We start from the raw sequence: 20,547 nt of genomic DNA, 5'->3' as shown, positions 1-20,547 counted from the left end.
GCCGGGCGCGGGGCGGTCGGCCGCCAGCGTGGGACGATCAGCGACGGTCGTGTTCATGCGCGCCTCCGGAGGCATGCGAATGGGAGGGAAACCACGGGATCAGCATGGGTGTGCTGCGCTGGTAGTCGCGGTAGTCATCGCCGCGGGTGCGAAGCGCCTGCGCCTCAGTAAACGGAATGCCGCTGACCCAGCGCAGGAAGGCGTACATGACGATCGGGCCCACCCAGGCGAGCCAGCCGATGGGCGAGCCCACCGCAAGCGCGACGTAGGCGAACCAGTGCAGCCATTCGAAGAAGTAGTTGGGATGCCGCGAGTAGCGCCACAGGCCGCCGCGGAAAGTCTTCGCGGGTCCGCGCTGCCGTGACCGGTATTGCGCCAGCTGTCGGTCAGCGATGGATTCGCCGATAACGCCGACCAGCCAGATGAGGACGGCAAGCACCATCCAGGGAGACCACGGTGTCGGATTCGCCGCGGCGGACATGTAGGGCAGCGCGAACAGCAGCACGATGGCCGCCTGGCCCTGGAAGAAAGCGAAGAACTTCCCCTGGTGCCCGTTCCAGTGCGAGCGCAGGTAACGGTAGCGGCCGTCTTCTTCCTCACCGCGTACGCGGCGCCACAGGTGCAGGGCGAGGCGAACCGCCCACGCACCTCCCATGAGACCGGTAAGCAGGCGGGGCAGCAACGCACCGTCACCCGTGCATGCCATCAGTACGGCGGCGAGCCCGAGGCCGCCCGCCCACAGCACATCGACGATGCCGGCATTCCGGCGCCGCCGTTGCCAGAGCCAGCCGGCCGTCATCACGACGACCATCACCGCAGCGAGGAGGATCAGGGCCTTCATGTCACGCCGTCCATCGTGCCGCCGATGGAAGGGCCTGCGGGCGCGCCAGGAGCAGGTGGGAGACGCCGATGGAGCGCTCGAGGAAGCCGCCCTCGCAGTAAGCGAGGTAGAACTCCCAAAGCCGGATGAAGCGGTCATCGAAGCCTTGGTGGCGGACCTCGTCGAGCCGGGCGATGAATCGCTGGCGCCACGCATGTAGCGTGCGCGCGTAAGACAGGCCGAAGTCTTCCTGATGTACCAGGGCGAGGTCGCTGGCCCGGGTCTTGGCGACGAGCATGGCGTGGACCGAAGGAATGAAGCTACCCGGGAAGACATGGCGCTTGATGAAATCCACCGAGGCGAGGGCTTGCTCGTAACGGTGGTCCTCGATCGTGATCGCCTGCACGAGGGCCATGCCCTGCGGCGTCAGGAGCTCGCCGATCTTCGCGAAGTAGGTCTCCATGTATTTCGCGCCGATGGCTTCGATCATCTCGATGGACACCACGCGATCGAAGGAGCCGCTGAGGTCGCGATAATCCCGCTGGAGCACGGTGACGAGGTCGCCGAGGCCGACCTGGGCCACGCGTTCCCGGGCCAGCCGGTATTGCTCCGCGGAGATCGTCGTCGTGGTGACGTGGCAGCCGTAGCGGGACGCGGCGTGGATCGCGAACCCACCCCAACCGCTGCCTATCTCTACGACGCGCATCCCGGGCTGCAAGCCGAGCTTCTGGCAGATGACGTCGAGTTTCCGCGTGGAGGCGGCATCGAGCGTGTCGTCTTCTCCCTGCCACATGGCGGACGAGTACATCAGGTCGTCCGAGAGGAACAGGCCGAAGAAGTCGTTCCCTAGGTCGTAGTGCGCGGCGATATTGCGGCGGCTTCCCGCGCGGGTGTTCTCGCGCAGCGCATGCCACGCGCGCATCGCCATGCCACCCCAGCGGGCCAGGCCGGTCTCCATGCCGTCGAGTAGGTCACGATTACGGACGAGCAGGCGAACGAGGCCGACGAGGTCACTGCACTGCCAGTGCCCTTCGATGAAGGCCTGGGCGGCGCCGACGCTGCCGTGGGTCGCCAGTAGCCGGTAGAAGCGCAGGTCCGAGATAGCGATGTGGATGGGCGGCAGGTCGTCACTCGCCGACGCTTTGCCCAGTTCCTCGGTGCCCAAGGCATCCCGGACCACGAGGCGGCCGTGTTCGAGCGCGCCGAGTGTGCCGAGCAATTGACGGCGCAGGAATCGATCGAGGCTGGATGCCCTCGATGTCTGGGTGTCGAGGCTGACGTTCTTGGCGAGTTCGTTCATGGCGCCTCTCCGGGCACGTGTGCGTGTTGGGCATCGACACGCGAGCGCTTGCCGGGATGGTCGTGCACGGGGTTTCGCTTGAGCCACAGGCGTAGCGCCTGCCAGTGAATGGCGGTCATGACCTGAGCGGTCATCAAGGGATAGCGCCACAGCACGCGGGCCAGGGAAGCCGCGCCCAGCGGATGGCGGACGAGTGCGAGCGTGGCGTCGAATTCGCACTCCTCGCCACGGTGCACCTTCATGTGCACGCGCAGGTCATCGTCGGGCGTGGTGAGGCGCCAGTCGTAGCGTCGCTCCATGCCCATGAAAGGAGAGACATGGAAGTCCTTGTCGAACGCCCACGCCATCGCGCGGCCATGATGCGTTGCGCTCGCAACCGGCAGTACGTACGCATGCCGCTCACGCCATGGCGTGTTGGTGATCTCCGCCAGGATGCTCTCGAGCGTGGTGCCGTCTTCCGCATAGCAGTAGTAGAACGTGACGGGGTTGAAGACGAATCCGGCATAGCGCAGGTGTGCGAGCATGCGGATGGGGCCGGTGGGGCGGTATCCCGTGTGCGACTGCACGCGATCACGGACCGCGTCCGACAACGGTGTATCGGGCGAACCGAGATAGTCGTTGCGTCGCCATTCGGCAAGGTTCCGGCGGTTTACCGACCAGAGCCAGCGGCCCTGGAACACCTGGTCGAGCTCGTCCAGATCCAGGTACAACTGGGCCATGCGGTAGGTGAACGCGTGGGGATGCGGCAGGTGGCGGCGGTGCGTGACGCTGCCTTCGTAGATGGCGCTGTTGAGCGTTGTCATGCGACCACGCTCCGGACAGTGGGGGCCGCCGACGCGCTCTCCGCAGTGTGTTGAAGTCCCGCGACGACTTCCACCGCACTTCGCATGCCGTCTTCGTGGAACCCCCAGCCCCAGTATGCCCCGGCGAACCATGTGCGCCGCTTGCCCTGGATCTCGGCCTTGCGCGACTGGGCGCGCACCGTCGCTTCCGTGTAGACCGGGTGCGCGTAGCTCATGCGGCGCAGGATATGCGCTGGGTCGATGCTGGCCGTCTGGTTGAGGCTGACGATGAAGGGACGCGGCGAGTCGATGCCCTGGAGCAGGTTCGTGCAGTAGCTGACCGTGCAGTGCTCGCCGGGAGTCGCGGGAAGGAGGGCATTCCACGCGGCCCATGCCTTCCGTTGTTTCGGCAGCACGCTCGCATCCGTGTGCAGCACCGTGTCGTTGACCTGGTACGGGATCGAGCCGAGGATGTCGCGCTCGGCGTCGTCTGCGTCGCCGAGCAGGGCAAGCGCCTGGTCGCTGTGGCAGGCAAGAATCACCTGGTCGAAGGTTTCCTCGCCGTGCAACGAGCGCACCCGTACGCCGTCGGCTTCGCGTGTGACGGCGTAGACCGGGCAGGAGAGACGCTCGGAGACGCGCCAGCGCTTCCGCATCGCTTCGATGTACGTCCGCGAGCCACCCTGGACCACCTGCCACTCAGGGCGGGCATCGACCTGCAGCATCTGGTGGTTGGCCATGAAGCGCACCAGGTACTGCACCGGGAACTTAAGGATGGCTTCGGCCGGTGACGACCACAGGGCCGAGGCCATGGGCACGAGATGCTCATCGCGGAACGCCGTGCCGTAGCGATGTTCCGCGAGGTACTCACCGAGGCTTGGGCCGGGCGAGGGGCCCGCAAGCACCGCCGGGGCTTCCTTGTAGAACCGCAGCAGGTCGCGCACCATGCCAAGGAAGCGGGGAGAGACGATGTTGCGGCGCTGGCAGAACAGCGTATCCAGCGTCGTGGCGTTGTACTCGAGCCCGGACGCGGCGTTCCGAACGGAGAAGCTCATCGTCGTCGGCTGGGAGGCGACACCCAGCTTGTCGAACAGCTCGTGCAACAGCGGGTAATGCGCGGGGTTGTGCACGATGAAGCCCGTATCCACCCGGTAACGGGTGTTGTCGAGTTCGATATCGTGGGTATGGGTGTGGCCGCCGAGATAATCCTGGGCTTCGAACAGGACAACCTCATGCGCCTGCCTGAGATACCAGGCGCAGGCCAGGCCGGAGATGCCGGAGCCGATGATGGCAATGCGCACGCTATTTCCTCGCCTTGGCGCGGACCCACGCGGGCACGGGTTTGAGGTCCCACACCAGGCCCATCGCCTGCATCAGCTTGAGCCCGTACCAGGTCAGGTCGACTTCCCACCACATGAAGCCCTGCCGGGCCGAGCCCGGGAAGAAATGATGGTTGTTGTGCCAGCCTTCGCCGAACGTCAGCAGCGCGAGCCAGGGATTGTTGCGGCTGTTGTCATGGGTCCGGAACCGCTGGGATCCGAACCGATGGGCGAGGGAGTTGATCGTCACCGTCGCGTGGAACAGCACGATGGTCGAGATGAAGAAGCCCCACACCAGCATCTGCGGGCCCGTGGTACCCCAGCCGGGCAGCCATGCCTCCAGCGCGGCGCCCAGGCCGTAGAGCGCCGCGGCGAGAGCCACCGGCACGGCGAGGTCGTAGCGGTCCAGCCAGCGCAGTTCCGGGTAGTTGCGGAAGTCGGGCAGCCGTTCGAGTCGGGTGGCGAACGCCGCGGGCGTCAGGAACCAGCCGGCGTGGCTCCACAGGAACCCATGCACGCTTGGCGAATGGGGATCCTCCGGGGTGTCGGCATGGATGTGGTGATGGCGATGGTGCGCAGCCCACCAGAGCGGACCGCGTTGCACGCACGCCGCCCCGACCATGGCAAAGAAGAACTGGACGGCGCGGGAGGTCCGGAAGGCGCGGTGGGAGAAGTAGCGGTGGTAGAAGCCCGTCAGCGCGAACATGCGGACCGCGTAGAGCAGGACGGCAACGGCGATCGCGACGCGCGACACGCCGACCCAGATCACTCCGAGGCAGGCGACGTGCATCGCCAGGAACGGCAGCGCACGCACCCAATCGATCCGGTGGTCATCATCCGCGATCGGCGTGGCCTGGCCATCGAACCACAGCCGCAGGCTGGCCAGGCGATGCGCGCGCGCAGGCACGTCGGCGGAAGACGGTGGTGCGATGGGGTTCATCGGGAGGTTCCATGCCAGTCCTTGAAACACTTACGTGGAATTCGGCCGATTGGATGCATGCCGCCGGATAACCGGGATACCGACGACGGCCGTGATGCGAAGCCATGGACATGCCCGGCGGGCCGGTCGCGGCGACTCTACCGGCACGCCGGCCCTCGCGCCTAACGCTGGCCGAATTTGAGTGGTCGCGGGCGGCACGTCGTGGGGGCCGTCCCCACTCGACGCTTGTGCGCTCTGCTGGCTAAGATCGCGAAACCCTGCGGCCCCGCGGGGCGCTTTGGAAGGCGACGCATGAAAAGAAAGGCACCGCGCATCACCGGATTATTCCTCGCTGTGGCCATGTGGAGCGCCACCGCTGCATTCGCTGCCGAAGCCGCGAAGCCCAGCGCTGGGGCCTATACCGGGACGCTGCAAAAGGCGCTTTATCGCATCGACATCCCCGCTGACTGGAACGGCGACCTGGTCATGCTGGTGCACGGCTACCAGCCGGTCGGAGCCCAGATTGCGACGCCCATGGCGCCCGCAGACTCGACGCCTGTATTCCTCAAGAAGGGATACGCCGTCGCCCAGAGCCAGTACGCATCGCAGGGCTTTGCGGTGAGCGATGCCATCGCCGACACCGAACGGCTTCGTCAACACTTCGTTCACACATACGGCCAGCCGGGCCACACCTACGTGTATGGGTTTTCGCTTGGCGGGATGGCTGTGGCCGCCAGCATTGAACGTTTCCCGCACGCCTATACCGGCGCGATGATCACGTGCGGGCTGACGATGTCCACTCCGGACTTCCTGTCCCGGGGCGTCGTGACACCGCTCGTCGCGTTCGATGCGCTGATTCCCGGCGTAATTCCTGACCTTGCCGCGACCGACGCTCCGCCGGCCATTTCGCCTGATGACCTGGCCAAGGCGCTGGAAGCCCATCCGAAAGAGGCCGCCGTGCTGGCGAAGCGCCTTGAGGAAAGGCCGGAAACACTGGCACCGGCATTAGGGCTGTATTACATGGCGTTCCGCGAGATCGAGAAGCGTGCAGGGGGCATGCCTGTCGATAACCGGAAGGAGGTTTACGCAGGTTTCGGTGATGACGCCGCGTTCAACCAGAAGGTCCACCGCTACAGCGCTTCGCCGACAGCCCTTGCATACGCCAGGCAGAACGTCACCCTGACTGGTCACATCGATGTGCCGCTGGTGATGCAATGGAACGCGTTCGACCCGACGATTCCCACGCGATTCCATGCCGCGTACCCGGACCAGATCAAGGCGGCGGGGAAGGAGAAATGGTTGACCGTGCTCGCGCCTGCCGGTGACGGCCACTGCGAGTTCACGGATGAGCAGACGGCTGCGGCGTTCGATACGCTGGTGGATAAGGCCGGCGCTGGCAAGCGGTAATTCGCTTCGGTTGCCCGAGCAATGGCCCGAATCGGCAGATTGCTTTCATTCCCGGTACTGGCTCACAAAACAGTGATCGCCACGCTGCCACCTTGTACTCGTCCCATGGCTCCTCACCCCAGCCATGGCGGCCGGCCGCCCCAGTATCCTCGGCTGGGGCGGCTACTCTTCCATCGTCAATGTGCGTTTGGGTCGTGTCCTTGCCATCAGGCCAGGCATGCTCCCGTCGCGTAATGAACCGCCGGAGAGATGCCATGCAGATGCTGGTCCATATCACCGATGAGCGCGGCCGCCGGCATCGCGCCAAGGTGAGCTACGACGCCTTCGACCACAAGGTGTCCTGGGTCGCCGAGATCGACGACGACTCGAGCGCCGTACCGCTATGCGGAACGGCTGCCGATGAAGATGGTGTCGGGCCGGCAGTGCAGGTCGCCGCGTTGCGGTGGGGGATTGGGACTTCCCGCAAAGATTAGGTGGCCGGAATCCCCGCAGCAGGGTGAAACTACCAGATGGTTGAGGGACATCCCTGTCCCTCCGATCCAGAACACGCTCTACTTCATGGAACTCAGAACTTGTAGTTCGCTTCCACGTACATCGTGCGGCCGTAGATGTTGTAGTTCAGCTCATTCCACGGGCTCGCTTCGGTGCCGAGGTAGGAGTGATCCTTGGGCGGCATCTTGTTGAACACGTTGTTCATGAGGAACGACAGCTCGAGGTTCTTGAAGCCCTTGTAGCTCACCGACGCGTTGTAGGTGACCCACGGCTTCAGCCTGCCAGCGCCTTCGGTCGTGTAATCCCCTGACTGCGTGGCCGCCCAGTTCGGGGTGGAACCGTAACGGTTGAAGTACACCGTGCCGCCCCACACGTCGTTCGGGCTGATCCACGAGATCGAGCCGTTGACCTTGGTCTTGAAGTCCGTCGACCAGTCCGGGGCACGCAGGTAATCGATGTATTCGTCACCCGGCAGCGGCTGGTACTCGTGCTTCAGCGTGTTGCTGTAGCTCGTGTCGAACATGAACGTACCGAAATGCGCGGTCGGCAGCATGTAGCTGAATTCGGCGTTGATCGCGTTTACCGTCTCGTTCGAGACGTTGACCTTCGGCGTGCTGATCGTATCGATCGTGCCCAGGAGGCCCGGGATCGTCGGCGGATTACGGGTGATCTTCGAGAAGGCGTTGAGGCAGGTCGGGCTGGTCGGATCGTAGTCACCGTTGTAGCAGTGGTACTCATCCCGCGACAGCTTGTCCGCGTCTTCCTGGGCGACTTCGTTGGAGATGTTCCAGTGCAGGTAGTCGACCGAGAGCTTCATGCGCGAGACCGGCGACCAGACCACGCCGTAGCTCCACACCTTGGCGGTGATGGGCTGCAGCGCCGGGTTGCCCGACTGCTTGCCGCTGAACTGGGCATCCTCGTAAGCGCGGTCGCACTTGTCCGCATGCGCCGGATCGAAGCCGAGGCGGGCGCAGTTCGCGTAGTCGGTTACGCCGCTGTAGTAGCCCGATTCACCCATGAACTGGTCGGAGATGTTCGGGGCCTTGAACGCCGTGCCGTACTTGCCGCGGAGCAGCAGGGTATCGATAGGGCGAATCTCGAAACCGAAGTTGTAGGTGCCGTGGGCGATGGTCTGCTCAGCCACCTTGTAGCCGTCGTAACGACCCGAGACATCGAGGGTCAGCCACGACGTGACCGGCGCGCGGAACTCCGAGGTCAGCGCGTAGCGGCTGCGGTGACCCGCACCCTGCACGTCGGAGGAGCCCCAGACCTTGCCGTTCAGCATGTTGTCCGACGGGACGTAGGCCCAACCCTGGTTACCACCCTCGGCGACCATGGCGATACCCGCATCGCCGCCCGGCAGTGCGAACAGTTCGCCGTTCGTCACCTGGAAGCGGAGCATGTTGTCCCAGGTCTTCGCCTTGGTGTGATCGCGGGTGGTGAAGCTGGCGAAATCGGCCTGCGTGATCGGGCGGTAGAACTGGTCGTAATCGACAGCGTACGACGGATAGTCCGGATCAAGGCCCAGCTCGGGACCCAGCGCCTTGTTGATGAAGAAGTTGTCCATCGGATCCGCGAGGCGGTTCACGGTCGACGTATTCAGGTGGTCTTCGCTGTGCGTGAAGCCGAGGTCCCAGTTCCACTTCTGGTCCCAGACGCCATTGGCGCCCAGGGTAGCCATCAGGCTGTTTTCCTTCTGCTTGTTCATGATGTTCTTGTAGCCACCGACTTCCTCGTCGGTGAAGCCACGTTGGAGCGCGATGTAATCGTCCAGGTTCGGGTCGTAAATCGGGCCGAGGTCGTTCTGCGAACCCCACCACATGTAGCTCGGACCCGAAGTCCACTGCTGTTCGCCGTGGTGGAACAGGAAATCGCCGTACAGCTGCGTGTCCGGCGTGGCGTCGAACGTCGCATGCGTGTAGAAGTCGGCGTTCTTCGACTTGTTCTGCATGGTGCGGAAGCCGGGGCTGTTGAACGAACCGCAGTACGGCTCGGCCTGGCTGGCACGCTGCTGCTTGCCTTCACCGCCATGCATCAGGCCAACCGTGTTGGCGCAGTCGTTGGGGTCGGCGAAGATGTAGCTGTTCTTGCTACGGGTCAGCGAGTTGACCAGGAAGTCACGGCCGGCGACCGCCGGGCTGTCCGGGTTGCCGGTGAAGTACTGCTTGGACAGGTTGCGCTGCGAAGCCCAGATCGGGTCGACCTTTTCGACCTGCGCGCCGACCAGCACATTCAGCTTGTCCCACTGGAAGCTATCGGCGAACGAGAGGCGATGCGACTGGCCACCGCCGTCCGACGTCCAGCCGTAGCGATAGTCGATGGTCGGGTGATCCACCTTCTTCTTGAGCACGATGTTGATGACGCCGGCGATGGCGTCCGAACCGTACAGCGACGACTGGCCGCCGGGCAGGATGTCGATGTGGTCGACGAGATCCGCCGGAATGCCGGAGATCGAGTTGAACGAGTCGCTGCCGTTGTAGAGGGCAGGGAAGTTGCCCATCGGGCGGCCGTCGATCAGGTACTTGGTGAAGCCGACCGGCAGGCCGAACATCGAAAGCGACTGCGCGCCGGGCGTAAAGCCCTGGGTGAACTGCGCACCCTGCACCGAGCCCGTCGCGAACGACGAGGACTGCAGCACTTCGGCGATCGTCGAGAAACCCTTCGCCTTGATCTGCTCCGCGGTGATCGTGATCGTCGGCGTCGCCGTTTCGATCTGCGAAATCGGAATGAGGGAGCCGGTGACGGTCACGGCTTCCAGCTTCTGCGCGCTCTTACCATCGGTATTGGCAGCGGTGGACGTGGTGTCCTGCGCGAACGCGCCGAAGCTTACGAGCGACGATGCGATGGCGACGCCCAGAACCGAGCGACGGAGATTCTTCGAGATATTCAACATGCTTTCCTTGTGCAGAAATTACTTTGTTCAGGACAAGGGAAGCCCCTCCAGGCTAGCTGGCGACTATGGATATACATGTCAGGTCCCCCCTGAATTTTTGAGCCTGCCCGGGGCTCCCTAAGCACCCGGACAGCATCGCGTCGGCGGAGCTTGTCGCGCCGAGCGGGGGACAGCATAACAACTTGCGTAATGAAAGATAAACAGGGTCGTAATCAGCATGACAAATTTGTCATGTTGGCCGACAATCTGGCCGTCGGCTGCTTAATTACGCATCTAGATCAGATGGTTATGTGATTGCTTTGAATCGGGCATAGGGCCGGGGAGCTGGTTGTCGGCGCTCGCAAGATCTCGGCTCCGGCACCGCGCGGCCTCATTTGCCTACGAATGGTTCGATGAATCGGGCCGTGACCGGACAAGCCGCTGTGAGAGACCATCGATGGCGAAATCGGCAAAAGCCTGATAAGAAATGCGAACTTTCTTACGTTGTGATGAGGCGCCATGGCGAATCGTCAGACGCCCTGGGGGCAGGGGGCTTCACCGGATACGTTGCTCGATCCCCATGTCGTGGTGGTCGAGGATGATGCGTTGTACCGCGACACGATCGTGGTGCCCGCGCTTAGCGACTTTGGCTTTCGCGTGACGGCGGTCGGTTCGGCCGAGCAGATGGAGCGCGTGCTTGACTCGGACACTCCCGACATCGTCGTACTCGATGTGGGCCTGCCGGATGGCGATGGTTTCGCGATCACGGAGCGTCTCTGCCAACGCTCGACGGTCGGCATCGTGATCCTCTCTGGCCGGGACACCCAGCATGATCGCTTGCGTGGCCTCACCAACGGCGCGGATGCTTACCTATCGAAGCCCGTGGTCATGCACGAGCTGGCGACCACGTTGCGCAACCTCATGCGCAGGCTGCGGCCCGGGCATGGCAGCCCGGTGCCGACCCCCAGTTGGCGCCTGGATAGCCAGGGCTGGTGCCTGTACGCGCCCAACGGTGCTTCGGTGGCGCTAAAGGCTTACGAGCGCAGCATCCTCCGCGCACTGTTCGAGGTGCCGGGCGAGCCGGTACCGCGGGAGAGCCTTATCACTGCGCTGGGCGGGGATGAATTGTTCGATCCCCACCGTATCGAAGTGCTGGTGTACCGGCTGCGCAGCAAGGTCGCGAAGGAGGCCGGGCTGGTCTTGCCACTCAACGCGGTGCGCGGCAGCGGCTACGTCTTCGCCATCTGACGGCGTGCCACCGCCGCTGGACCATCGAGCGCGCGCACGGCCTCGGCGACCAGCGCATCAGGCGAGCAGGGTTTGTGGAGGATGGCGACATCCCTCACCTCGCTCACTGCCCGGGGGAAGTGCGATGAAACGGCCAGGATGGGTACGTCGGGCAGGAGATCGCGAAGTTCGCCCACCCAGGTTGCCGGATCGTTATCACCCAGCCGCAGGTCGCTGATCACGAGGTTGAGCGAATGGCCCAGTTCGAGGGCCAGCTGGCGGGCCGTCGCGGCATGCCCGGCTTCGACCACCAGGAAGCCGTCGGCTTCCAGGCGCCTGCGCCACATCTCGCGCAAGACGTCTTCATCCTCGATGAGCAGGGTATGGATGATCGGCATGGCGCGTCCTTCGGCCCCACCGGCCGCCACTGCCGCCGGTAGTTCGAGGAGGATGGTCGTACCCGCGCCTTCGTCGCTCTCGATACGGACGACGCCGCCGGAAGCCTGGATCAGGTCGCCGACCACGGCCAGCCCGAGTCCGCTGCCCGCGTGCGCCGGCTTCGTGGTGAAGAAGGGCTCCAGCGCGGACTCGCGCACGGCTTCGCTCATGCCATGGCCGTTGTCGCGGAACGCAAGGCACACCATGCCTGACGCTGTGCGTGACACCCGTATGTCGAAGGTCCCGTGGGGCGGCATGGCGTCGCGCGCGTTCGCGGCGATATTGAGGATGATGAGCTCAAGCTGCTCGGGATCGAAGTGGATGAAGCGTGCTTCCTCCGCCACTTCGACTGCCAGGATGGTCGAGTGGCTGAAGAGCTGCCGGAGCACATGCTTCACGTCACGCAGGTGGCGCTTCAGGTCGATCACCTCGACCCTCGCCGTATCCTTGCGGCCAAAGCTGAGCAGCTTGCGGGTGACACCCGCCCCGCGGCGTGCGGCCGCGGCTACCCCGTACAGCGCGGAGCGCAGCGCCGCCGGATCGTCGGTGTCTTCCCGCGCCTCGGCGTACCCTTCGATGACGCTGAGGATGTTGTTGAAGTCGTGGGCCACGCCTCCCGCGAGCCGCCCGACGGCCTCGACCTTCTGGGCATGGATGAGTTGTTCGCGCGAGCGCTGGTGCGCCCTGATCTCCTCTTCCAGTGCCTGGTTGATCTGGGCCAGCCGCTGGCCGTGCTCCTCGGCATGCATGACACTGCCGCGCAGTGCCGAAACGCATTGATCGAGCACCAGGGTGATCGCGAGGTAGCTGAGGGCGAGCGGCAACACATTCACGGCGCCCATGATCGGGTGGGCAGCGCCACGCGCGGCCATACGCATTACATCGACGGCACCGCCGGCAGCGAACAGGGCGATCAGCGTGGCGTAAAGCCACCAAAGCGCGACGCGGCCAAGGATCAGCCCGCCCAAGACGATGGAAAGCACGACATAGGTCTGGTCGAGCATCGAGCTGATCAGCCCCCGCTCTATGTAGCCGGCGGCCAGCGAAAGCAGCATCGTGACCACGAACAGCCGGGTCGCGCGCTCGACATGGCCACGGCGGATCGACGCCACGCCTAGCCATGCGGAAAGTGTGACGAGGGTATCAGTCGCCAGGTCGATCCAGTCGGCCTGGTTCATCGGATTGGTGAGCGCCGCGATGCGGTAGGGCCAGATGAGCGGAAGGGTGATGCCCACCATCAACAGGACCAGCTGCACGCCCACCGCGTTGCCCTGCGTCGTGGCGTTGCCACCCGGGATGTTGCGCAGCCATGCGATCACGGGCCGGAAAAAGCGTGTTGTCACGAACCACTCCCTTTTGGACGTCTGGATGGCGGTTATAGAGAAGGTCGTGGGACAAATCACGCACGAAAACTGTCAGGGCGCGTGGTGAGCTTTCGACAGTTTTCGAGAGTGTCGGTGCGTGATCATGACATCGGATTGTCATACCGTCGACGCTCGCCTGCAGTGCAAGCCGCACTCGGGCGAAGACGCGCCGCAGGGCCGGTTGGGGGATCGGCCATGGGGACTACGGGCAGGTAGGACCGCGTCGGCGCACCGCCAACACATCCATTCGGGGAGCCCACTGGATCATGCATCGCACACGCCTGCGCCTGCTCGGCGCACTTGCCCTTGCCGCGAGTCTGCCCACTTTCGCCGCACACCCATCACTGCATCCGCTTCGCCTGGTCGGCGCATCGACCGCGGCGGAGCCTTCGTTCGATCGCTTCATCGTCACGTACCGCGATGGCGCCAGTGCGGGTGCCACCGCACAAGCCGCCGCCCAGGCTGCCAACGCCGCGCTCGGAAGGATGAGCTTCACGAGCGCGAGTGGCGCGCGTGCCGCGGCGCCGACGGCGTCGCACCTGCGCCGGTTAGCGGTGGGCGGCCGCGTGCTGAAACTCTCACGCAAGCTCAACGCCAGTGAAACCGCCGCATTCCTGGCGCGGATGGCGGCCGATCCCGCCGTCAAATCCATCGTCCCCGATCGCATGCGTCATGCGGTCGAAGACCTGCGTGCCGCTGACCCGGTCGTGCCGGATGACACCTGGTACCTCAAGGACCAGTGGCACCTGCGCGCGCCGGACGGTGCACCCGAGGGCGATGATGCCGTGCTGAACTTCGCCGGCGCGAACGTGCCGGGCGCGTGGTCGCTGGCCGACGGCACGGGCATCACGGTCGCCGTCGTGGATACGGGTATCACGCAACATCCCGATCTCGATACGTCGCTCGCCGATGCAGGCTACGACTTCATTTCCGATCACTTCATCTCCGGTCGCACCGATGATGGGCGTGCGCCGGGCGGCTGGGATACCGGTGACTGGACCACCGAGGAACCGTGGGCGGACGAGTGCCAGATGGAGCCCAGCTCATGGCATGGCACGCACGTGGCCGGCACGGTGGCCGAGCTGACCAACAACAACCTTGGCATGGCCGGCGTGGCGCATAACGCCAAGGTGCTCCCGGTCCGTGTACTCGGGCATTGCGGTGGCTATGACAGCGACATCGCCGACGGCATCGTCTGGGCCGCCGGCGGCCATGTGGATGGCGTCCCGGACAACACGCATCCCGCGCAGGTCATCAACATGAGCCTGGGCGGGTCGGGACAGTGCCTGCCCGATGATCCAATGGCGCAGGCCATCGCCGCTGCCAACTCGCGTGGGGCGGTGGTCGTCGTGGCGGCCGGCAACTCGGGTGACGATGCAGGCTACTACTCGCCCGCGAGTTGCCCAGGCGCCATCACTGTTGCCTCGGTGGGCATCAGCAGCCGCCTGGCCTTCTATTCGAACTTCGGTAAGGTGGTGACCCTCGCCGCGCCGGGTGGCGGTGTGTATGCCGGGGACGGAACCACGGGCGATCCTGTCCAGACGGGCTTCGTGTATTCGGCGATCAACGGCGGCGACACGGTACCGGCGGAGCCGACCTATGGCGGCTACGCCGGTACGTCCCAGGCGACGCCGCATGTCGCAGGCACCGTGGCGTTGATGCAGAGTGCGCGCCTTGCCCTTGGCCAGCCGCTCATGGCGCCGCAGCAGGTAGCAGCTGCGCTGAAGCAGACGGCGCACCGGCCGAAGGTACCGTTCCCGCTCATGACACCGGCGGGCGCTGGCATCGTGGATGCCACGGCTGCGGTACAACTTGCGATCCTGGGCGACAACTACACCCAGGCGCTGGGCAACGGGGAACTACTCACGGGCATGGTGAGTTATGCGGGGACCAGCAGTTTCTACCAGCTGGAAGTGCCGGCGGCTGCGCGCAGCCTGGTGATACGCACGTTTGGTGGATCAGGCGATGTGACGTTGCAGGTAAAGGTCGGCGCAAGGCCTTCCGATGCGGGTTACGACTATGTCTCGGCGCACGCGGGCAACGCGGAATCGATCGTGCTGGCCCGACCTGTGGCGGGTACGTACTTCATCCGCGTCCTCGGTGTGAAAGACGCCCAGAACCTGAGCATCCAGGCCAGCTTCATCGCCCCCTGACCCATTGATCGGAGCTTTCCATGAACCAGAATTCTGTATCGCGCCACCCGCGCGGCGCCAGCGTGCGCCGTTCACTCGCCACGGCCGTGGCGCTCGCGCTTGCCTGCGGCATGGCCCATGCGTCCGCACCACTCGCGACCGCACCCCGGATCGACGCCGCACATCGCGTGCTGAGCGCACAGGACATCACCTCGGGCGGGTACTTCGCGGCGAACGGTGCCAGCGATGGCAGTGACGACGCCTACGCGGACGGCTACCACAGCGTCGCAGTCGGTGCCGGCGCGCTCGCCAGCAGCGACAACGCCACCGCACTGGGTGCGGGTGCCGTCGCCTTCGACACCGGTTCGACGGCTATAGGCACCAGCGCTATCGCATTGGGCAGCGGTAGCCTCGCCATGGGCCAGCTCGCCAATACGGCGGGTGATTACGCGATGGCGGTGGGCTACGGTGCCGCAGCGTCGGGTACCAATGCGATGGCGATGGGTACGGGTGCAACCGCGGGTAACGCGGGCGCCATCGCGTTCGGCGGTACCGCGGTGGATAGCGGTGGCACGGCCTTGTCGGACCAGGTGACCACGGCCAGCGGCAGTCTCGCGATGGCAATCGGCGGCAGCGCACAAGCACAGGGCGAAGAAGCGATGGCCATCGGCTCGCTTGCCGCCGGTTACGGGGCAGGCACCGTGGCGATTGGCAATGAGGCGATGTCGACCGCGGATTACGCCACGAGCATCGGCACCGCGGCCAGCGCGAGTGGCGAGAGTTCGACCGCTATCGGCGGTGCCTCCCAGGTCTTCCCGGGTGTATACGACCTCACCACCGCGACCGGGTTTGAATCCACCGCCATCGGAGCCGCGGCCATGGCCTTGAACGACGGCGCCACTGCGATCGGTGGGCACGCGCGCGCCGAGGGGGCCTACAGCATCGCCCTCGGCAACAACGCGTATGCGCAGGAAGGTAACAATACGGCGATCGGTTACAACGCGGCGGCGACGGGCATCAATTCCATTGCGATCGGTGGTGACAACCGCTCTTCGACCTGGGCCTATGGCGAGAACAGCGTGGCGATCGGTGACCTTGCCTATGCCAAAGGCGATGAATCCGTGTCGCTCGGCCATTTTGCGTCGGTTGCCCCCGACGCAACGAACAGCGTTGCGCTGGGCCACAACTCGGCGACCGATGAAGCAAACGTGGTTTCGATCGGCAGCGACGGAACGTTGACCAATCGCTACGGTGAACACATTCCGGAGTTCCAGCGCCGGATCACGAACATGGCCGCTGGCGTGAACGCAACAGATGGCGTGAACGTGCAGCAGTTGCAGGCGGCGATCGGGCAGGTGAGCGTCGGGGACTCCGCGATCAACGCAGCATTTGCGGATGCCTTCGGTGGTGGCGCGTCGATGGGGCTTAGCGGCTTCGTTCCGCCGACCTATGCGATACAGGGTTCGGCTTACGGCAACGTCGGCGATGCGTTCTCCGCCGTAGACGGGGTGCTATCGAGTGCGCTCCAGGGAATCGCCGACCTGCGCAACCAGATCGGGAACCTGCCCGGCGGCACGCCAGGCGGTGGCACGAACGTCCCGATGGGTGATGGCAACGGCCTCGCGGTGGGCGGCGGCAGTGTGGCTAAGGATCCGCGCGATACGGCGGTGGGCGACCATGCGACCATTGCGGCTGATGGCAGCGTCGCCGTGGGTAGCAACGCCACCGTGGGTGCAGCGGCGACGAATGCCGTGGCGGTCGGTGCGGATACCTCGGTGACAGCGGCCTCGGCCACGGCCGTGGGGCAGGGTGCTTCCGCGACGGCGCAGAACAGCGTTGCCCTGGGTGCGGGCTCGGTGGCGGACCAGGCCAATACCGTATCCGTGGGTACGGCCGCGGCCCAGCGGCGCGTCGTGAACGTTGCGGCGGGCGTCGCCCCGACCGATGCCGCGAACGTCAGCCAGGTGGACCAGGCGCTGGCCACGGCGAAGTCATACGCCGACGACGGTGACCAGCAGACGCTGGCAAAAGCCAATGCCTACACCGACAGCAAGATGAACAACGGCGTCAGCCGTTCCGACTTCGACATGTTCCGCAGCCATGTCGACGACCAGTTCCACAAGGTCAACCAGCGCCTCGATCGGGTCGGTGCCATGGGCACGGCACTCTCCCAGATGAGTATGAATACGTCGGGCCTGTCAGGCGAAAATCGCGTGGGCGTTGGCGCGGGTAACTATGGCGGCCAGTCGGCGGTGGCAGTCGGCTACCAGCGTGCCTTCAGCCAGAACCGGGCAAGCGTCTCCATCGGCGCCTCTTCGTCCGGTTCGGAAAGCACGGTGGGCGTCGGCGCGGGTATCAGCTGGTGATGTAACCGATCCTGGGAAGTGACCGCATGAACAGCCCGCGGAGGGAGCCGCGGGCTCGGGTTACGTCCATCGATGGAAACAAGTGCACTGCCATCTGGCCCTTGACGGGCGGGTGCCCGACTTTCGAGGATGGCGCATCACCACCAAGGGAACTGGTATGAGGTACCTGCTCGCGGCATCGCTCCTTCTCAGCCTCCCTGTCGCTTCGGCGCAGGACTGGGCTGCCAGCCTGCGCATCGATGCGAAAGCGATGCATGACGATATCGCGCGTAATCATCCGGGGCCTGTCGATCCCGAGAACCCTGGCTTCGCCGCGAAGAACGACCACGGACTGGCACTGGCGCTCGAACGAGCCGGCCACACGACGAACTACGCCGGCTACTTCTACGGAATGGCCGCCTATGCCGCGAGCTTCAACGACGGACACCTCGGCGTGTTTCCGCCACAGGGCGCCAGGGTGCCGCATCTCGATGCTCGCTGGCCCGGATTCCTTACTTCGTTCAATGCAAAGGATGAGCAGACGGTGGTGGTGCGTAGTGACGATGCGCCCGTGCCGATCGGCGCTCGGCTCGTCTCATGTGATGGCAAGGACGCGCAGAGCCTCGCCGCTGCCAACGTCGGTTCCGTGAGCGGCCGGTGGACCCTGCACGCCTCACGGATCGTGCGTGGTCGCCGCTTGTTTACGGATTATGGTAATCCCTGGATCCGGCGGCCGGCGCGATGCATCTTCGACGTCGATGGCACGCAACGTGAAGTGGTCCTCGCGTGGAAGCTGATCGACCAGGATGAGCTCGCGCGGCGTCTCGACCAGGCGTACCGCCGCAAGGCCGAGCCGATCGGCCTTCGCACGTTACCCGATGGGACGGTCTGGATTGCCCTCAGCGACTTCGATGGCAACCTTGACCACGTACCGGCGAAGGCGCTTGAGCCGCTGATCAGGGAGGTGGAAGCGAAGCGCGGCGACATTCTCTCGGCACCACGCGTCGTACTGGACCTGCGTGGCAACAACGGGGGTGACTCACGCTGGGGGAGTGAACTGGCCGCCGCGCTCTGGGGGAAGAAGGCAGCCGACTCGGTGAACCTGGAGCCGAAGAGCGTCGACTGGCGCGCCTCGCGGGACAACATCGCAAAGATCGCGGAGTATCGCGATATGTGGAAGGCTCACGCCGGGGAGTCCGGGAACGTCGCTTGGGCGGAAAAAACGATGGCAGGCATGCAAGGTGCCATGCAGGCAGGGCAGGCGTTTTATGTCGAATCTCCCGAACCCCAGCCACCCTCGCCGACGCCGCCGGTCACCAGGGCACGTATCTACATGGTGACGGACAGTGGATGTGCGTCGGCATGCCTGGACGCGGCCGATCTGTTCCTCGCCCTTGGAGCGATCCACGTGGGCGAGGAGACGAGCGCGGACACCGCATACATGGACGTCCGGCAGACGACACTCCCCAGTGGATATACAGCGCTGGCTATCGCCATGAAGGTCTATCGAGGACGGCCGCGGGGAAGCAACGTGCCCTTGGTGCCTCGCTATGCCTACTCCGGCGACCTGGCCGACACGGCGGCGCTGGAGCGCTGGATCAAGTCGCTGCACTGATAGAACGGCCGCCCGAGCGGGCAATAAAAAGCCCGCGGAGGGGGCCGCGGGCTCGGGGTACGTCCATCGATGCAGGGGCAGCAGGGGAACTGCCCGGATTGCGTGGGACCGGTGCCTCTCGGCTACCTTGGGAATAACTATACCGCCGGGTACATGAATGGACTGTTAAGCGCCCCGGTCGAGCCCGGCTTAGCCCGAAACTGCACATCTCCGGCCAATTCCCCGCTTGTCAAGGTCATGTGTCTCAGGCCTCGGCTACGCTGTCGACTCCTATCACACCAAGCAAGGAGTTCGTCATGCGCACGATCTATCAGACCGTCCTCGTTGGTTTCCTGTTCGCCGTCGCTTGTGGTTCGGCTGTGGCGGCGTCCGCGCCGGTGGCCGGCTCGGCCCAGCCGAAGACCCAGCCGCAGAGCCTTGATCTGCCCTGCAACCCGCTGGTTTGCTCGGTCAAGTAAGCCGAAGTCGCTTTCGGGGGTGGCCTTGCGCCACCCCCGGGAGCATCAGATTCGCCTGGCGGAAGCGGCAACGGGTGCCCGGGCCCGGGCATGGCTTATGAGCAGGCTCCCGGAGATGACCAGGGCGAGCACGGCCTCGACGCGTAGGGTCCCGGCCTCGGCGAGCAGCCCGGGCGAAACCACCGAGGCCACGATGGCGAGCGCGATGCTGGCCGCCATGCCGCCGATAGCCGTCCCGTGCCACCCGTGCCGCCAGCCCATGCCGAGCACCGGCAGGACAAGCGCGAAGCTGGCCGTCTCATGGAGCGGACTAGCTGCCGGTGCGGTGGCGGCCACCCAGGCGAGCAGCGACAGCGTCGGAACCAGCCAGGCCATGGCATCCCGGAACAACGGGCTTTGCCACACCGCATCAAGGCTAAGCGAATGGCCAGGGAGACGGCGGAAGCGCTCGCGCAGGGCAAGGATCGTCGGGGTGAGTGTCAGCGCGCCAAGATAGGCACCCAACATGTATGCGAGGAAGTAGCCCGCTGGACCCGTATCCGGATCCGGCCAGGCGCCGGTCGGTGACTGCAGGATCGCCGATAGCGCCGTAAGCAGGGTGGCGACCGAGGTCACGACGGCAGTCCCCAGGGCCGCCGCAAGAATCAGCGGCATCCGCAGGTCGCCCCGCTCGTCATAAAGCGACCAGCGCGCCCGCAGGGGCTTCAGGACCGCCAGCCAGAGCGCCGCCATCGGGACCGAAGCCGACATGGCCCAGGGAATGCCCAGGTCGGCGACGTTGAGCGCCGCGGTTTCCAGCAGGGGCAGGCCTTCGCCCAGGACGAGGGCAGGCCAGTAGCGGGTGGGAAGGAGAAGCAGGGCGGCAAGGCGAAGCCCGGAGGTCAGCATCCACTGGGGGAAGGAGAGGTGGTGGGCGATTTCGTAGCACGCGCCGTAGGCAGCCGCGATCGCGAGGTGCTGCCCCCATCGCCATGGCGTGTTCCGAGTACGCCCGCCCCCCGCGCGCCGCTCCACCGATGCCAACTCCTAACGCCGTAGTCGTGGTCCGTCTGGGGGT

General features: G+C 65.1%; 15 protein-coding genes. 7 read left to right on the top strand and 8 right to left on the bottom strand.

The genetic code is table 11. The annotated features are described in order from the left end of the window. Positions 1-37: 37 nt before the first annotated feature. Genes ACZ6YI_RS10790 through ACZ6YI_RS10770 form a run of 5 tightly spaced genes read right to left on the bottom strand, consistent with a single transcriptional unit; the run spans position 38 to position 5,161 of the window. Positions 38-841, bottom strand: coding sequence for a DUF1295 domain-containing protein (locus tag ACZ6YI_RS10790; protein ID WP_465778638.1), 804 nt, complete (start codon positions 839-841; stop codon positions 38-40). Between the two features lies 1 nt (position 842). Continuing rightward, positions 843-2,120, bottom strand: coding sequence for a class I SAM-dependent methyltransferase (locus tag ACZ6YI_RS10785; RefSeq protein WP_465778637.1), 1,278 nt, complete (start codon positions 2,118-2,120; stop codon positions 843-845). Then, the gene (locus tag ACZ6YI_RS10780; protein ID WP_465778636.1) at positions 2,117-2,923 is read right to left on the bottom strand and encodes a DUF1365 domain-containing protein; all 807 of its coding nucleotides are present in this window, start codon (positions 2,921-2,923) and stop codon (positions 2,117-2,119) included. Before ACZ6YI_RS10780 ends, ACZ6YI_RS10785 begins: the two co-directional genes overlap by 4 nt. Next, positions 2,920-4,203, bottom strand: coding sequence for an NAD(P)/FAD-dependent oxidoreductase (locus ACZ6YI_RS10775; protein ID WP_465778635.1), 1,284 nt, complete (start codon positions 4,201-4,203; stop codon positions 2,920-2,922). The genes ACZ6YI_RS10780 and ACZ6YI_RS10775 overlap by 4 nt, the downstream gene beginning before the upstream one ends. 1 nt (position 4,204) lies before the next feature. Further along, complete coding sequence (locus ACZ6YI_RS10770) at positions 4,205-5,161, bottom strand: acyl-CoA desaturase (protein WP_465778634.1); 957 nt, start codon at positions 5,159-5,161, stop codon at positions 4,205-4,207. Between the two features lie 291 nt (positions 5,162-5,452). Here ACZ6YI_RS10770 and ACZ6YI_RS10765 point away from each other — a divergent pair, with 291 nt between their 5' ends. Continuing rightward, positions 5,453-6,547, top strand: coding sequence for a DUF6351 family protein (locus tag ACZ6YI_RS10765; RefSeq protein WP_465778633.1), 1,095 nt, complete (start codon positions 5,453-5,455; stop codon positions 6,545-6,547). A gap of 254 nt (positions 6,548-6,801) precedes the next feature. Then, on the top strand, positions 6,802-7,020 hold the full coding sequence (locus ACZ6YI_RS10760; RefSeq protein ID WP_465778632.1) for a hypothetical protein: 219 nt from the start codon (positions 6,802-6,804) through the stop codon (positions 7,018-7,020). A gap of 92 nt (positions 7,021-7,112) precedes the next feature. On the opposite strand, the gene ACZ6YI_RS10755 is transcribed toward ACZ6YI_RS10760, so the two are convergent. Continuing rightward, on the bottom strand, positions 7,113-9,929 hold the full coding sequence (locus ACZ6YI_RS10755; RefSeq protein WP_465778631.1) for a TonB-dependent receptor plug domain-containing protein: 2,817 nt from the start codon (positions 9,927-9,929) through the stop codon (positions 7,113-7,115). 501 nt (positions 9,930-10,430) lie between these two features. Here ACZ6YI_RS10755 and ACZ6YI_RS10750 point away from each other — a divergent pair. Then, complete coding sequence (locus ACZ6YI_RS10750) at positions 10,431-11,159, top strand: response regulator transcription factor (RefSeq protein ID WP_465778630.1); 729 nt, start codon at positions 10,431-10,433, stop codon at positions 11,157-11,159. On the opposite strand, the gene ACZ6YI_RS10745 is transcribed toward ACZ6YI_RS10750, so the two are convergent. Further along, complete coding sequence (locus tag ACZ6YI_RS10745; RefSeq protein WP_465778629.1) at positions 11,141-12,919, bottom strand: sensor histidine kinase; 1,779 nt, start codon at positions 12,917-12,919, stop codon at positions 11,141-11,143. The genes ACZ6YI_RS10750 and ACZ6YI_RS10745 overlap by 19 nt on opposite strands. 287 nt (positions 12,920-13,206) lie before the next feature. Between ACZ6YI_RS10745 and ACZ6YI_RS10740 the strand changes: the two genes are divergently transcribed. The 4 genes from ACZ6YI_RS10740 (at position 13,207) to ACZ6YI_RS10725 (ending at position 19,490) form a co-directional block, all read left to right on the top strand. Next, the gene (locus tag ACZ6YI_RS10740; RefSeq protein ID WP_465778628.1) at positions 13,207-15,093 is read left to right on the top strand and encodes a S8 family peptidase; all 1,887 of its coding nucleotides are present in this window, start codon (positions 13,207-13,209) and stop codon (positions 15,091-15,093) included. Positions 15,094-15,113: 20 nt separating this feature from the next. Then, the gene (locus ACZ6YI_RS10735; protein WP_465778627.1) at positions 15,114-17,438 is read left to right on the top strand and encodes a YadA family autotransporter adhesin; all 2,325 of its coding nucleotides are present in this window, start codon (positions 15,114-15,116) and stop codon (positions 17,436-17,438) included. A 157-nt stretch (positions 17,439-17,595) separates the two neighbouring features. Beyond that, a complete protein-coding gene (locus ACZ6YI_RS10730; RefSeq protein ID WP_465778626.1) occupies positions 17,596-19,032 on the top strand; it encodes a S41 family peptidase in 1,437 nt (478 codons plus the stop codon). A 296-nt stretch (positions 19,033-19,328) separates the two neighbouring features. Then, the gene (locus tag ACZ6YI_RS10725; RefSeq protein WP_440328603.1) at positions 19,329-19,490 is read left to right on the top strand and encodes a hypothetical protein; all 162 of its coding nucleotides are present in this window, start codon (positions 19,329-19,331) and stop codon (positions 19,488-19,490) included. A gap of 45 nt (positions 19,491-19,535) precedes the next feature. Here ACZ6YI_RS10725 and ACZ6YI_RS10720 read toward each other — a convergent pair whose 3' ends face one another. Beyond that, positions 19,536-20,504, bottom strand: coding sequence for an MASE1 domain-containing protein (locus tag ACZ6YI_RS10720; protein ID WP_465778625.1), 969 nt, complete (start codon positions 20,502-20,504; stop codon positions 19,536-19,538). Between the last annotated feature and the right edge of the window lie 43 nt (positions 20,505-20,547).

This window comes from Luteibacter sp. NPDC104163 (assembly GCF_055584245.1).
Note: the sequence above shows the minus strand (reverse complement) of the source record. Positions and strands in the feature narration are given on the sequence as shown.